We start from the raw sequence: 13,916 nt of genomic DNA, 5'->3' as shown, positions 1-13,916 counted from the left end.
GCCTGTGTGGTGAGGGTCTTCTCCCGGTGCCCGTTGCGATAGGCGGTGCGGGCCTCGGTGTGTTCACCCCAATCGGCGCCGATCCTCGCGGTGGCCTCGGCCTCGATCAGCTCTTGGAGCAGACGTTCGGCGACCTCTCGGACGAGTTCAAGACCGTCCGTCGAACGTAGTGACTCGAGCAGGCGAAGTAGGTCATGCTGGGACAAGGCCACCGTGCGCTCCTTGGGTTGAACTGGCCGTTCACCAAGGACAGTTGCACGGTGGCCTGCCTGTTCTCAGGGAGCGTTCACCAACAGCCGATGCACGCGGGCACACCACGACGGCGCACTTCTCAGCCAAGATCCGGTACACCACTCCACGGGACACCATCGCCTTGGGCGAAGAGGTGGTTGAGGGGGCGGTACTGGAGGTGGCCTTCTTGACACAGATCAACTGACCGTCAGGGCCCAAGACATCGCAGATCTCCAGCCCTCCACCCTTGAATTTGCTGGTGTGGCCGACGGCCGGGGCCGGTCGCGGCGGAAGCTGGCTCAGGTGTGGAGGCGGCTGTTGGGGCCGTCCTGGTCCCGGGCGCTCTCGTCGTTGAACCAGTAGTCCCCGGCGGCCAGGTACCGGAAGGAATGTGTGCCCTCGCTGGGCAGCTCGACCGTGACGGCGCGCTTGCCGTCCTTGCGGGCCTTGAGCGTGTGCACGCCGGGCTGCCAGCCGTTGAAGTCGCCCACAACGCTGACCGGCCCCGACGGGGTGTCGGCGGGAAGGATGAAGGTGACCTCCGTGCGGTCCTTGCGCAGCGTGCGCTCCAGCATGGGTGCTCCTGACGGGCGGTAGTGGATGGGTGCGTCGCCCATCGTGGGTGGTGCGCACGGCCCGCACGCCGACCCGGCCACCCGCGTCCCGGTGTCACTCGCCCACCACGCCAGGTGACACCAATGGCGCGAAACATCACGCAAAGTGTCATCCTGGAGGGTAGGAGTCCTGTTCCGCAGTAGCGCCAGGAGCCAATAATCGATGCCCAGCAGGCTGTGCCGGGGGGTGCGTTGTCGCGCAACGACGCAGGCTCTGATTCAGGAGTCGCGGATTGTGCTGGAGTGCGCGGACGAGCACTCGATCATGGAGGTGCCGCGTCGGCGCATGGCCGGCAAGACCGTCATCGACTGCACGCACGGCGGAATGCGGCAACTGGTCACAACCGGTTGCTCGTGCGGTAGCAGCTCGCGCACTTGTGGCCAGAAACGCCCAGGGCTCTGAGAATGTCGACGTGCGCTGGCCAAGACCGCGACCGCGTACCGCCTTCGTTGACCGGGAGAGAAGATGACCATCAAGGACATCGGGCCGGAACCTCAAAGCTTCGACCTTGAGACGGCGACGCTTGAAAACACGGACTATCGCGCCGTCGCCTGGTCTGGGAAGTATCTTCAGTTGACCCTCATGTCGATCCCGGTGGGTGAGGACATCGGCTTGGAAGCACACCCGGAGACTGACCAATTCCTACGACTCGACGCAGGCCGGGGCCGCGTCCAGATGGGCCGCGCGAAGGATCGACTCGACTTCGACCAGGAGGTCGAGGATGGTTGGGCAATCTTCGTACCCGCCGGCACTTGGCACAACGTCACCAACATCGGTGACGAGACCCTGCAGCTCTACGCCGTATACGCACCGGTCCACCACGCGTCGGGCAAGATCCACGCGACAGCCGCCGACGCGGAGCGCGACGAGGACTCAGGCGACGACGAGCCGGCAAGCTGGTCGGCCCAGCCTGACCAACAGCCATCGGACGAGCACGCCTGACCACCGAGGGCTTATCGCGACAGTAGTTCCTCGCCCAGAGGCGAGCCGGGAGAATCACGCTCCTCCCCTCCGCCCGTACACCCATCTGGCCCCACGGCACGTGACGTTCCGCTCGACCTCTTTGAAGGCATGGACGTACCTCTGCGGCAGTCAGCGACCGGCTCGGTGCTCGACCTGTCCGCAAAGTACGGAGCCCGCGTTCCTCCGCAACGGGCTGGCGGCGGCCTGCTTACAGCCTCGACCGTTCGTTCCCCAGTGCAGAAGCGTTCCAAGAAGGCCGATGCAACGCTGTCCCCGTCCGAGCTGGACGACGAGATGGCCAAGGCCGCACGTTCTTGCCCCGGGTGCCGCAGCTGTCACCGCCTACCCGATGCTCCTGTAGATCCAGATGCCGAGGAACAGCCCCAGCCGTGGTCCGGCATGCAGGTGACGTCAGGCTGTTTCAGTATGGAAGTCGGGTCGGACGTGTCGCTGTCCACGGAGGTGAGTGCGATGACGCTTCCCGCGCGGCGCCGGACCGGTGGCCCGGTGGAGCCGGACCCGTTCTTCGGCCGCACGCACCAGTTCTTCGGCGCGCCACGGGCGCGGCACACGCCGCTCCGGCCGATGCGGGTACCAGGCCATGCTCCCCTCGGCGGTGAAGAGCGAGGACGTCGGTACGGCTCCGGCCGACGATGCGCTCACGGTCACCGCTCCCAAGGCGCAAGCAGCCACGGCACGGGGCGGGAAACGGCCTCCGTGCATCTGTCCGATAGGACAGCGGGCATTGCCAGGCCCCACGCGTCCAACGGTCGGCACCGTGGTCAGGAGCCGAAACTGTTCCTGGCAGCGGCCGGGATCGGGATCGACCGCAGCGCGTGGGAACAGGCCCCGATTTCCTCAGTCTGCAGTGAGCGGGGCCGTGCCCAGCGGACGGTGCGCCGGGAAAGGGTCAGCGCGACCACCTGGGTACCGCGATGAGGACGGCCGCGACGCCGGAACCCACCACAGCCAGGAGTACCGACGGCGCAGGAGGATCGGAGAGGGCGGCCAAGCCGTCGATCCTCACCTTGACGATGAATCCTGCGGTCGATCTCTGCTGGGAGGTCGGGCACCTGGAGGACATCGGCAAGAACCGCGCCCAGGTCAGGTCGGTGGCCGCCGGGGGCGGAGGCATCAACGTCGCCCGTCATGTCGTGCGGCTCGGAGGACGAGCCACCGCCGTCCACACCGCCGGAGGCGAGGTCGGCCTGCGCCTGAACCGGCTGCTGGACGAAGAGGGCGTCGACCACGTCGCCGTCGACATCGACGACGACACCCGCGAAGCACTCGTGCTGTTCGAGGCCGAATCGAGCCGCGGCTACCACATCGTGCCGGCCGGCCCGCACCTGCACGACCACGAGGGGCGGCGATCCCTGGATGCTCTGGTGCAGGCCGTCGGCAACTGCCCGTACGTCGTGGCCAGCGGCAGCCTGCCCGGCGGCTTGCCCGACGACTTCTACGCGGTCGCCGCCCGCCGCATCAGGGAAGCCGGATCCCGGCTGGTCCTGGACACCTCCGGGCCGGCGCTTCGCGGAGCACTCGCGGAGGGCGTGTTCCTGCTCAGGTGCAACCGCACAGAGGCCGAGAGCCTGACCGGCCGGCCGGTCCGCGGCTTCGACGATGCCCGGGCCCTCAACGAGCACCTGCTCACCACAGGGGCCGCCGAGATCGCCGTCACCACCCTCGGAGAGCTGGGCGCACTGTGCTCGACCGGCCGCGGCCATACCGAGCTCTACGCGCCGCCGCTGCCCGGCGAGCCCCTGAGCGACGCCGGGGCGGGTGACAGCATGGTCGCCGCCCTCATCACACAGCTGGCCGGCGGAGAGGATCCCGTCAGCGCCTGCGCGCTGGGGGTGGCCGCGGCCGCCGCAGCGATGCTCACCCCCAGCACCGAGCCCCTCGACCTGGACGTGGCCCGATCCCTCCGCTCCCAGGTGAGGACCAGGTTCCAGACCGATGCTCGGCGCCGGGGCATTTGACCCTGCCCACCCTCTGCCGTTCGGTCGGCCCTTCAACCACATTGCGTACCCCGTGCCCACAAGCCGACCCTGCCCCGTCACCGCGTCGGGGCGGGGCGCTGCCGGTGGTGCTGAGCGACGCCAGTGCCGACCTCGTGATGCGAGCGGGCCTGCGGTTGGGAAGACTGGAAGCATGGCGACCAAGGCAGTACTTGAGGGCGGCCCGGACGATCTGCCCGAGCGGATCGTTCCGGTCTCCGACCCCGGACAAGACCTGAAGATTCCACACCGCGGCGGGTACGAGCATTTCAAGAACACGTCGCGGCACCAGGACAGCCCGGAGGGACAACTGGCGGTCTACGAGTGGTGGGAACGGACAGAGATCGCCGAATGAAACGGACGGTCAAGGACGCTCGGCCTGTACCTCACCACGGCGGCCGGGATGCGCGGGCCGACACCGCACGGTGGACTGGATCGCCGGCCTCGATCCAGTCCACCCGTTCCCCAACGGCTTCCGTCCTCCTGGTACTTCGCGACCAGCTTCCAGCCGCTGCCGCTCAAACGAATGGCGCGAAGGCAACGCCGCCGCTCTTGCTCTTGCGGAGCGAAGAGCGCAGGCGAGGGCGGGTGCGGTTGCCGGGAGGGCGCCGTCCCGCTGGAGATCACGGGCAGCGGCCGCCAGTAGGGTCAGCCGGTATGACCGTCGCTCGTTCCGTTGCCCTGTTCGCCGTGGCCGCCCTCTTCGAGATCGGCGGAGCCTGGCTGGTGTGGCAGGGCATCCGCGAGCACAAGGGCTGGGTCTGGATCGGTGCCGGCGTCATCGCACTGGGCCTGTACGGGGTGGTGGCCACCTTCCTGTCCGACGACAACTTCGGCCGGATCCTCGCTGCCTACGGCGGGATCTTCGTCGCCGGGTCCATCGCCTGGGGCGTCGTCGCCGACGGGTATCGCCCCGATCGCTACGACGTCATCGGCGCCCTGGTCTGCCTCGCCGGCATGGCTGTGATCATGTATGCACCCCGCGAGAACTGATCTGCCGGAACCACGTTGCAGTTGCGTCGGTGCGCCGCGTCGAGCTCGTTCTGCAGGGGCGAGGGCGGCACGACGAGTGCGGGGCAGGCCGCGTGCGCCACGCATTACTGAGATTTGATGCGTGATGTCGCTGGGTCGACGTCTTGAACTGCGAAGACGAGGGTTCGCCACGCGGCATCATGCGAAGATCACCAGTAACGGGCTCTCCCGCATTGGTCGTGAGGCGTGTTGGTCTGGCTCCTGAGGGAAGGGCCCGCTTCGCGGAGCTGCGCTAGTAGTAGCCCTTCGTGCCGTCGAGTAGCTCCCGGACGATGTCCGCGTGCCCCGCGTGTCGCCCCGTCTCCTCGACGAGGTGGATCAGTATCCAGCGGAGGTTGGCGCTGCCGTCGCGGAAGTCGGGGTGGCGGCCGGCGTCGTCCAGGTCGGCCGCGGCAACGATCTCGTTGCTGCGGGCGCACTGGGCCTCGTACTCCGCGAGGAGCTCTGCGAGGGAGCGGCTGTCCGTGTGCCAGTCGGCGTTCTTGCTTGACTCGTCGAATGCGGGGTTCTGCTTCTTATCGCCGCCGAGGAACAGCACTTCCAGCCATATGTGCTCGGTCCAGCGCATATGGGAGATGAGACCGGCCATCGTCATGGCCGGTGAGGTCGGGATGACCGGACGGCGCGCGTCCTCGTCGCCCAGCCCTTCGCATTTCCAGCGCAGGATCTGCCGCTGCAGGTCCAGCCAGCCGATGAGCGCGGTGCGTTCGTCCGCTTGGAGCGGGGGGCGTTTCAGTTCCGATGACATGCCGGCGCACGCTACCAGGGCGGTCGGGAGGGGGCGCCTGGATGACGGGCTCTTCCGCGATTTACGATCTTGGTCACGGTTGGTGGACATAGGGGTGTTACTGGTGATCTTCGCATGATGCCGCGCGGCGAACCCTCGTCTTCGCAGTTCAAGGCGTCGACCCAGTGACATCACGCATCAAACCTCAGTAGCGGGCCACCGACGGCCGCAGGAGGCGGCGCAACGGGGCACGTGAGCCAGCAAGGCGGCGCCGGGGGTGCCCCGTACGGGGCCCGCGAGGGCGACTCCGGGATTCGCCGCACGGAACGCCGTGTCGAGTACCTCGCGGAGTCTTTCGACGGCAGCGGTACGGCATTCCGCCAGGGCGGAGGGGCTGAGGCCGTTCCGGCTGCCGAGTTCACCTCCCGGTGATTGCCACGCCAGGACGACCCGCAGCTCCGCATCCCGTACACGGGCCTCTGCGGCTGCCCTGTGCAGGGCGGCCGGACTCCCCAGGGTGCCGGTCACGCCGACCACGACTCTTCGCACGACCTGTTCCCTCTCCTCGCCGTCCAGTCACCGGTCCCGAGGGAAAGGCCATGAGGCACGGCGGAGCCATGTCCTTCACGGACTTCTGGCGGAGAGGTCCACAACCCTGACGCCCTGCTGATGGACTCCAGGTCCTGCCGTCAGTGATGCGTATGGAGTGGGCCGGTGGCCGTATGGGTCCCGTTACGGGTGGCCGCCGGGGCGCGGGGGCGGGGATAGCTTCGGTTGCACGTCCCGGACCGCCTCCCCGCGCCGGGGCGTGACCTGTCACTCGTGCCCCGAGGAGGGCCCCATGTGCTTGTTCCAGTACGACGAATCCGACTCCGAGCCTGAGGAACAGAGCCCGGCCGGGCCTCTGTACGTGCCCGCCCGGCCGGGAGGAGCGCACGTCGTCGTGCGGCTGTTCCGCACCGCACTGGGAGCCCGTACCGCCGTCGGTTTCACCAGCCCGGAACGGCTAGCCGCCACGCTCGGTACGGCCCAGCCCTGGATCCGGCTCTCCGAGGCCGCACTCCGCGCGATGGCCCGGCCGCTCGGCGCGTCCCTGCTGACCGTCGACCCCGCACTCACCGCGCCCCCGGTCCCCACGGCGGACGCCGGACCCACCGGAGCGCTGCTCACACGGGTATCCGAGACCACGGCCCGCACGGCCTGAAGGGGAGCAGATCATGACCATCGCCGTTCTCCCGGAGATGCCCGTCGCCGCGGGTGAGCTGTCCGTATGGCCCGCATCCGCAACACCACTCCCGCACGGCGGCCTGGCCGTCGGCGGAGTTCCCCTCAGCGAGATCGCCGACCGGTTCGACACGCCGACCTACGTGCTGGACGAGGGCGAGGTGCGCGGGCGCTGCCGAACGTATCGCGACGCCTTCCCCGACGCGGACGTGCTGTATGCGGCGAAGGCGTTCCTCTCCCGCACCATGGTCCGCTGGGTCCAGGAGGAGGGGCTGGGCCTGGACGTGTGCTCGGCCGGGGAGCTGGAGCTCGCCGTCACGGCCGGCTTCCCGCCGGAACGGATCGTGCTGCACGGCAACGCGAAGTCGCCCCAGGACCTGGCGGCCGCGCTCCGGCTCGGTGTGGGGCGGATCGTCATCGACAGCCCGTCCGAGATCGCCAGGACCGCAGCCGCCGTCGGCCCGGGCGGCCGCCAGAAGGTCATGGTGCGGGTGGTCCCGGGTGTCTCGGCCGGCGGCCACGACAAGATCCGCACCGGTACGGAGGACCAGAAGTTCGGGCTCTCCCTCACCGACGGCGGCGCCCAGCACGCCATCACCCGCATCCTCGGCCAGCCACGGCTCGAACTGACCGGCCTGCACTGCCACATCGGCTCGCAGATCACCGAGGCGAAGCCCTACCTGGTCGCTCTGCGCCGCATGATCGGGCTGATGGCCCGCATCCGTGACACGCACGGCCTGGTCCTGCCCGAGCTCGACATGGGCGGCGGCCACGGCATCGCCTACCGGCCCGGTGCACCCGCCCTCGACCTCACCGCGCTCGCCCGGCGGATGCGTACGGAACTCGTCGACGGCTGCGCCGCCGCGGGACTGCCCGCGCCCCGGCTCGCCGTCGAACCCGGGCGGGCCGTCGTGGGCCCCGCGGGAGTCGCGCTCTACCGGGTACTCGCCGTCAAGCACACCGGCGAGAAGGTGTTCGTCGCCGTGGACGGCGGCATGAGCGACAACCCGCGGCCGGCACTGTACGGGGTGCGGTACGCGCCCCGGCTCGTCGGCCGCCACTCGACGGTGAGGCCCCGTACGGCCACGGTCGTCGGCCGGCACTGCGAGGCGGGCGACATCCTCGCCTCCGACGTCCCGCTGCCGGGCGACATCCACCCCGGCGACCTGCTCGCCGTACCGGTGGCCGGTGCTTACCAGCTGTCCATGGCCTCCGGCTACAACCTGGCCGACCGCCCCGCCATCGTAGCCGTCCACGAGGGCACGGCCCGGCTCCTCGTACGGCGCGAAACCCTGGAGGACCACCGGCGCCGGGACATCGGCGTCTAAGGCCACGCGAGGGCACGTTCGCCGCCGCCCGGGCTTCTCCATATCGTCACGGTGAGATGCAGGATCGCGGCAGGTGCGGCGGCCGGGCGGTTCGTCAGTCCTGATGACCGCCCGGTGCCTGCAGCAGCCGCTCCAGCTCCGTTCCGGCCTCTTCGTATCCGGCATCGGAGATCCGTTGCAGCTCGCGCAGGTCACCGGCTGCGGCCGCGCGTCGCGTGAGCAGCATTCCGGCGTTCCGGGATCCCTCGTCCAACAGGTCGCTCAGCTCCGCGACGTCGCCGGCCGCGTCCGCGAGATCGGCCAGACGGTCCAGCGCGGTCTCGCTGCCCTCGTCGGCCAGGTCGCGGAGGGTTTCCCGATCGGGGTTCGTGTTCTCCATGACTCCATGCTGCAACCTTGCCCCTGGGGCAAGGTCAAGTGGGACGATGGCCGGGTGATCGCCATCGGACAGCTGGCCGGCTACATCGGAGTGTCGATCAAGACCGTCCGCGTCTACCACGACAAGGGGTTGCTCCCCGAGCCCGACCGCGATGCGTCCGGCTACCGGCGGTACGGTGCGAACGACGCCGTCGCTTTGATCAAGATCCGGACACTGGCAGAAGCCGGTGTCCCCCTCGCTCGTATCCGGTATCTGAGAGCGGCGGGCGAGGAGGAATTCCGGCAGGCGCTGGGCGAGATCGACGACGAACTCGACGCCCGCATCCGCAGCCTGCAGGACACTCAAGGGCGCCTGCGCCGGCTCGCCGCCGGGCGTCTGGTGCCACTGCCCGGCGAGGTCTTCGCCCATCTGGAGGATCTGGCCCGATGGGGATTCACGCCTCGATGGGTGGACCTGCAACGCGACTTGTGGATCCTCGTGTTCGCCACCCACCCGGACCGTGCGACCACCCTGTTTCACGAGCAGGCCGAGATCTTGGCCGACCCGACTCTACGGCGGCTATTCCTCGGCTACGACCACGCACACGACCTCGACGCCGACGACCCGCGGCTCGAGGACCTCGCCCGCAGGATCGCCGAGGCGAATCGGGAGCGCTACGGGCCCGACGAACGGCCCGGGCTGGATACGGGCTCTGAGATCCCCGCCCTCATCCAGAGCAGAGTCAACGCTTCGTCCCCGGCATGGGAACGGCTCGGCTCCCTCATTCGCGCCCAACTGGACGCATGACGTGAGCGCCCCCGGAGCGGCCTGCGAGGCGTGTCTCTCCTCGGACCCGTCGCGATGCCAGGACCCTGCTCACTGTCCAGCCGGCGCCGCGGACGCGGTCCGCGCAGTCCGGCAACCACAGCCCGGCCGCGGCGGCCGTACGCGACCTCTCCCGTCACCGGCCGGAGGTCACACCTCCCAGGTGACCGGGAGGCTCTTCACCCCGTAGATGTCCGCGGTCTCCGGGCGCAGGGCGACGTCTTCGGCCGGTACGGCCAGGCGCAGCGTGGGGAAACGCCCCAGCAGCGCGGTGAACGCGACCCGCATCTCGATGCGGGCCAGCTGCGCGCCCAGGCACAGGTGGATGCCGTGGCCGAAGGCCAGGTGCCCGCCGGAGTCCCTCCCGAGGTCGAGCGTGTGGGGATCCGGGTACCGCTCGGGGTCGCGGTTGGCGGTGTTGTACGACAGGACGACCGTCGTGCCGGCCTTGATGGTCTGGCCGCCCACCTCGACGTCCTCCAGTGCCGTCCGCATGAACGACTTGGCGACGCTCAGATACCGCAGCAGCTCCTCGACGGCCTGGTCGATGAGCGCGGGATCGGCAAGCAGCGCGGCCAGTTGCTCCGGGTTCTGCAGCAGCGCGAAGGTCCCGAGGGACAGCATGTTGGCAGTGGTGTCGAAGCCGGCCGCCAGCAGGATCAGGCTGATCCCTTGCAGCTCCTCATCGGTCAGGTCGCTGTCGGTGAGTTCGCTGAGCACGTCGTCGGTGGGGTTCGCACGTTTGGCGGCCACCAGTTCCGCGAGGTAGTGCTGGGTCGCGGTGTAGGCCGCCATCAGCTCCTCGTCGCCCGTCTCCCCGTTCATGAACTTGTCGATCTGTTCCTGGAAGGAGGCCCGGTCCTCGTACGGCACCCCCAGCAGCTCACAGATGATGATGGTGGGGATGGGCTTGGCGAACGCGGTCACCAGGTCCGCCGACGGCCCCGCCTTCTCCATGGCGTCCAGGCAGTCGGTGGTGATCTGCTCGATGCGCTCGGTGAGCAGTCGCATCCGCCGTGCGGTGAACTTACCGACCAGCGGCTTCCGGTAGCGGCTGTGCTGGGGGTCGTCCATGAGGAGGAACTCGCCGGGCGGCGCCGGAGGGATCTCGAAGTCGACCACGTTCAGGAGGTCCTTGCGCGAGCTGAACCGCGGGTCGGCCAAGACGGACCTGACCAGGTCGTATCCGGTGATCATCCAGCCGGCCTTCCCGCCGGGGTGGGTGTAGCGGCTGACGGGGCCGTGCCGACGGGCATCGATCAGCTCTGCCGGAGGGTCGAAGGGACAACCGGACTGACGCTCCGTCGGCAGCGTCGTAACAGTGTGAAGGGATTCATCCATGACCATTCCTCACCTCGCGATAGTGCGCGTTTGATACAACTCGAAAGCTACGTTGCATTTAGGATTGCTGCAATCCATTGGAACACATAAATGCAGGTGAAGAGTGCCAAATTGATGCAATGACGCTGCGCTCGAATGCAATGGTGCGTTGCATTGAGTGGCGGTGAAGGCAATACTGGCGGCATGCCTGGAGGACGGTTGACCCAGCGGGAACGCCAGCACATCGCGGCCGGACTCGCCGGCAAGCTCTCCTACGCCGAGATCGCCAGGCGGCTCGACCGGCCGACCTCGACGATCAGCCGGGAGATCGCACGCAACGGCGGCCCCGGCGGCTACCGGCCCCAGCAGGCGCAGCTGGCGACGGTCCAGCGGGCGCAGCGCGGCACACCAGCACCCCCACGCGCGGCCGAAGCGCCCGGCGGAACGATGGAAGAGGAGATCATCGAGCTGGCGGTCAGATCGGGACTGCCGAGGATGACAGCACGCGTGCACGTCGACCTGTTGCTGTCCGAGGACGGCAGGCGCACAGCAGCCGAGCTGACCCGCAGACTGAAGGTCAGCCCGGCCTCCGTCTCCGTAGCCGTGAACTTCCTGGTCGAGCATGGGTATGTCCGGCGCGAGCGCGATCCGCTGCGGCGTCGCGACATCTACGTGGTCGACGACGACGCCTGGTACCACTCGATCGTGATCAGCTCGCGGCAGACGCTCGAGGCAGCGCAGGCCTCGACGGCCGCGGTGCAGACGTACGGGCCCGAGAGCCCCGTGGGTCAGCGGCTGGCCAAGGTGGGCGCGTTCCTGGAACAGGTCAGCCTGGACATGCTGGAGTCGGCCGACCGATGCCGCCGCCTCCTGGCGTGACGGGTCTCAGCGGGACCGTCTGGTCCGCCGGCGGACCAGTTCCTGCCGCGGTTGGTGCGGTCCACGAGGGCACGGCCCGGATCCTTGTACGGCGCGAAACGCCGGAGGGCTACCGCAACCGGGACATCGGCGGCTAGGGCCGGTAGACGAGCTCGATCACCATCGCTGCGATGATCGCCCAGACCCCCGATACCGAGCAGCCACAGGCATCGAGGATCGCGCCGGTGGCGATGACGGTCAGGCCTGCCGCCCCGAGGGCGAGTACGGTCCGGCGGACGGCGCGATCGGGGCGCCAGGAGATGGTCACGACAGCGAGCATCCCTCCGGATCCGCGTGGGGGCGAGTATCCGGAGGGTTTCCTGTCGGCATCTTGGCGCTGATGTCAGCCCGCGTGGACGTGGGGACGGCGGGCGCGGTCCGGTTCGGCCTCGCGGATGACCTCGCGGGTGACGGGGGCGACCTCGCCCTGGCCGAAGAGGAAGAAGCGGAAGAAGTTGGCGAAGGGGTTGCCCTCGGTCCACTCGAAGTAGATGTGCGGCCGCTGACCGGTCTCGTCCCGGACGTGCAGCAGGAAGGCGGCCAGAGCGTTGGGGATGCTGGAGCTCTCCAGGGTCAGGACGCGGTAGCGGTCGTGCAGCACTTCGCCGCGTACGCGCATGCCCGATTCGAACTCGGACGCGTCCAGGACGGTGACCTCGACGAACATGACGTCGTCCCCGGCAGGGATGTCGTTGTCCGCGCGGATCTGTTCCTTCTTCTGCCGGTACTCGGCGAGGTCCCGGTTGTCGGGCTCGTTCGCGATGAACCGGATCGTGCGGTTGGCGGTGTCGCGGATGAACCGCTGGGCCATGTCGTCGAACTCGATGTGCGTGACGCGCAGCTCGAAGACCCGGGCCAGACGGGAGAGGAGGGAGAGGGCCATGATGCCGGCGATGAAGCAGGCGCCGATCTTCACGCCGTCGGGACGTTCGACGATGTTGACGCCGGTCGTGTAGATGAAGACAGCCGAGATGACGCCGAAGCCGATGGTCCAGCCGCGCTCCCCCGCCCGGCGGGCGGCGATGGTCACGGCGACCGCGGCCGAGGTGATCAGGACGAGGACACCGGTGGCGTACGCGCCGCCCTGCGCGTCGACATCGGCGTTGAAGATCCAGGTCACCAGGAACGCGACAAGGGTGAAGACGATGACCATCGGTCGCAGCGCTCGCGCCCAGTGGGGCGCCATGCCGTACCGGGGCAGGTAGCGCGGCATCAGGTTCAGCAGACCGGCCATCGCCGACGACCCGGCGAACCAAAGGATCAGGATCGTGGAGATGTCGTAGACCGTGCCGAAGGCCGAGCCCAGGTACTCGTGGGCCAGGTAGGCCAGGGCCCGTCCGTTGGCCTCACCGCCTGGCTGGAATTGGGCTGGCGGGATCAGCAGCGTGGTGATGAAGCTGCTGGTGATCAGGAAGACGCTCATGATGATGGCCGCGGTCGTCAGCAGCTTCTTGGCACCGCGGATCCGGCCCGCCGGCTTGTCCTCGGTGTCCTCGGGGGTGCCCTTGACGTGCGGCATGACCGCCACACCGGTCTCGAAGCCGGACAGGCCCAGCGCGAGCTTCGGGAACACGATGAGGGCGATGGCGACCATCATGAGCGGGTTGCCGTGCTCGGCGGTCAGCGCCTCGGTCCAGTCGGTGACGACATGGGGTTCAGCGGCCACCTCCCACAAGCCGCGCGCCACCACGACGACGTTCAGGCTGAGGTACGTGGCCACGAGGACGACGGCGACGCCGATGGCCTCGCTGAACCCCTTGAGGAACACAGCCCCGAGGAGCGCGATCATGATGAGGGTGATCAGCACCTCGTGGCCGTGCAACGTGCTGGTGAGGTGCGGGTTCTCCACCAGGTGCGCGGTAGCGTCCGCGGCTGAGAGGGTGATGGTGATCAGGAAGTCGGTCGCCGCGAACCCGAGCAGGGTCAGGACGAACAGCTTCCCCTTCCAGAACGTCAGCAGCCGCTCCAGCATGGCGATCGAGCCCTCGCCGTGCGGGCTCTCCTCGGCCACTCGCCGGTAGACCGGTAGCGCGCCGAAGAGAGTGAGCAGGACCAGCACGATGGTCGCGAGCGGCGACAGCAGCCCGGCCGCCAGCGCCGCGATGCCGGGCTGGTAGCCGAGGGTGGAGAAGTAGTCCAGACCCGTCAGGCACATGACCCGCCACCACGGCCGGCCGTGGGGCTGGGCCGCCGCCTCCTTGGCGGCGGGCGAACTGTTCTCGGCGGTCAAGCCTTCCAGCATCCACGCGCGCAGGCGCGAGGAGCGGGCCGGGGTGGCCATCGTGGGGAGCTCCTGTCGTACGGCAAAGAATCAGCCATCGACACCGACGGCGGAGCAAGCGTACGCAGATTGATCGCATATGCCCGCGGCTGAGGCA

At 68.7% G+C, this 13,916-nt stretch carries 16 protein-coding genes; 8 read left to right on the top strand and 8 right to left on the bottom strand.

Features of this window, described 5'->3' with window-relative positions; genetic code table 11:
- Together ACFWB8_RS25070 and ACFWB8_RS25065 are read right to left on the bottom strand one after the other, a co-directional pair.
- A partial coding sequence (locus ACFWB8_RS25070) for a transposase (protein ID WP_385231208.1) occupies positions 1 to 212 on the bottom strand: 212 nt, incomplete at its 3' end.
- A 318-nt stretch (positions 213 to 530) separates the two neighbouring features.
- Positions 531 to 806 (bottom strand): isoamylase early set domain-containing protein, encoded by a 276-nt coding sequence (locus ACFWB8_RS25065; protein ID WP_385231205.1) that lies wholly within the window; start codon positions 804 to 806, stop codon positions 531 to 533.
- A gap of 505 nt (positions 807 to 1,311) precedes the next feature.
- Here ACFWB8_RS25065 and ACFWB8_RS25060 point away from each other — a divergent pair.
- The 4 genes from ACFWB8_RS25060 (at position 1,312) to ACFWB8_RS25045 (ending at position 4,799) form a co-directional block, all read left to right on the top strand.
- The gene (locus tag ACFWB8_RS25060; RefSeq protein WP_385231202.1) at positions 1,312 to 1,788 is read left to right on the top strand and encodes a cupin domain-containing protein; all 477 of its coding nucleotides are present in this window, start codon (positions 1,312 to 1,314) and stop codon (positions 1,786 to 1,788) included.
- A 1,049-nt stretch (positions 1,789 to 2,837) separates the two neighbouring features.
- Positions 2,838 to 3,788: a 1-phosphofructokinase family hexose kinase gene (locus tag ACFWB8_RS25055; RefSeq protein ID WP_385231199.1), complete on the top strand. Its 951-nt coding sequence runs from the start codon at positions 2,838 to 2,840 to the stop codon at positions 3,786 to 3,788.
- Positions 3,789 to 3,960: 172 nt separating this feature from the next.
- A complete protein-coding gene (locus ACFWB8_RS25050; protein ID WP_385231196.1) occupies positions 3,961 to 4,161 on the top strand; it encodes a DUF5988 family protein in 201 nt (66 codons plus the stop codon).
- Between the two features lie 302 nt (positions 4,162 to 4,463).
- Positions 4,464 to 4,799 carry a YnfA family protein gene (locus ACFWB8_RS25045; protein WP_385231193.1) on the top strand — a complete coding sequence of 112 codons (336 nt, stop codon included), beginning with the start codon at positions 4,464 to 4,466 and terminating at the stop codon, positions 4,797 to 4,799.
- A 271-nt stretch (positions 4,800 to 5,070) separates the two neighbouring features.
- On the opposite strand, the gene ACFWB8_RS25040 is transcribed toward ACFWB8_RS25045, so the two are convergent.
- Both ACFWB8_RS25040 and ACFWB8_RS25035 read right to left on the bottom strand, forming a co-directional pair.
- A complete protein-coding gene (locus tag ACFWB8_RS25040) occupies positions 5,071 to 5,586 on the bottom strand; it encodes a DinB family protein (RefSeq protein WP_385231189.1) in 516 nt (171 codons plus the stop codon).
- Positions 5,587 to 5,763: 177 nt separating this feature from the next.
- On the bottom strand, positions 5,764 to 6,093 hold the full coding sequence (locus ACFWB8_RS25035) for a hypothetical protein (protein ID WP_385231214.1): 330 nt from the start codon (positions 6,091 to 6,093) through the stop codon (positions 5,764 to 5,766).
- Between the two features lie 313 nt (positions 6,094 to 6,406).
- Between ACFWB8_RS25035 and ACFWB8_RS25030 the strand changes: the two genes are divergently transcribed.
- Both ACFWB8_RS25030 and lysA read left to right on the top strand, forming a co-directional pair.
- The gene (locus ACFWB8_RS25030) at positions 6,407 to 6,769 is read left to right on the top strand and encodes an SAV_915 family protein (protein WP_385231186.1); all 363 of its coding nucleotides are present in this window, start codon (positions 6,407 to 6,409) and stop codon (positions 6,767 to 6,769) included.
- A gap of 13 nt (positions 6,770 to 6,782) precedes the next feature.
- Positions 6,783 to 8,117 (top strand): diaminopimelate decarboxylase, encoded by a 1,335-nt coding sequence (lysA, locus tag ACFWB8_RS25025; RefSeq protein ID WP_385231183.1) that lies wholly within the window; start codon positions 6,783 to 6,785, stop codon positions 8,115 to 8,117.
- A 94-nt stretch (positions 8,118 to 8,211) separates the two neighbouring features.
- Here the strand turns inward: lysA and ACFWB8_RS25020 are convergent, their stop codons facing one another.
- Positions 8,212 to 8,496 carry a hypothetical protein gene (locus tag ACFWB8_RS25020; protein WP_385231180.1) on the bottom strand — a complete coding sequence of 95 codons (285 nt, stop codon included), beginning with the start codon at positions 8,494 to 8,496 and terminating at the stop codon, positions 8,212 to 8,214.
- 54 nt (positions 8,497 to 8,550) lie between these two features.
- On the opposite strand from ACFWB8_RS25020, the gene ACFWB8_RS25015 reads away from it, so the two are divergent.
- Positions 8,551 to 9,282, top strand: coding sequence for a MerR family transcriptional regulator (locus ACFWB8_RS25015; RefSeq protein ID WP_385231177.1), 732 nt, complete (start codon positions 8,551 to 8,553; stop codon positions 9,280 to 9,282).
- Positions 9,283 to 9,450: 168 nt separating this feature from the next.
- On the opposite strand, the gene ACFWB8_RS25010 is transcribed toward ACFWB8_RS25015, so the two are convergent.
- Positions 9,451 to 10,641: a cytochrome P450 gene (locus ACFWB8_RS25010; protein ID WP_385231174.1), complete on the bottom strand. Its 1,191-nt coding sequence runs from the start codon at positions 10,639 to 10,641 to the stop codon at positions 9,451 to 9,453.
- A gap of 183 nt (positions 10,642 to 10,824) precedes the next feature.
- On the opposite strand from ACFWB8_RS25010, the gene ACFWB8_RS25005 reads away from it, so the two are divergent.
- On the top strand, positions 10,825 to 11,499 hold the full coding sequence (locus tag ACFWB8_RS25005; RefSeq protein WP_385231171.1) for a helix-turn-helix domain-containing protein: 675 nt from the start codon (positions 10,825 to 10,827) through the stop codon (positions 11,497 to 11,499).
- A 133-nt stretch (positions 11,500 to 11,632) separates the two neighbouring features.
- Here ACFWB8_RS25005 and ACFWB8_RS25000 read toward each other — a convergent pair whose 3' ends face one another.
- Complete coding sequence (locus ACFWB8_RS25000) at positions 11,633 to 11,818, bottom strand: hypothetical protein (RefSeq protein ID WP_385231168.1); 186 nt, start codon at positions 11,816 to 11,818, stop codon at positions 11,633 to 11,635.
- A 63-nt stretch (positions 11,819 to 11,881) separates the two neighbouring features.
- Positions 11,882 to 13,819 carry an amino acid transporter gene (locus tag ACFWB8_RS24995; protein WP_385231165.1) on the bottom strand — a complete coding sequence of 646 codons (1,938 nt, stop codon included), beginning with the start codon at positions 13,817 to 13,819 and terminating at the stop codon, positions 11,882 to 11,884.
- Positions 13,820 to 13,916 lie beyond the last annotated feature (97 nt).

Source organism: Streptomyces sp. NPDC060031 (assembly GCF_042736805.1).
Lineage (GTDB): Bacteria > Actinomycetota > Actinomycetes > Streptomycetales > Streptomycetaceae > Streptomyces.
The sequence above is the reverse complement of the archived record's forward strand: the minus strand, read 5'-3'. Positions and strand labels throughout refer to the sequence as shown.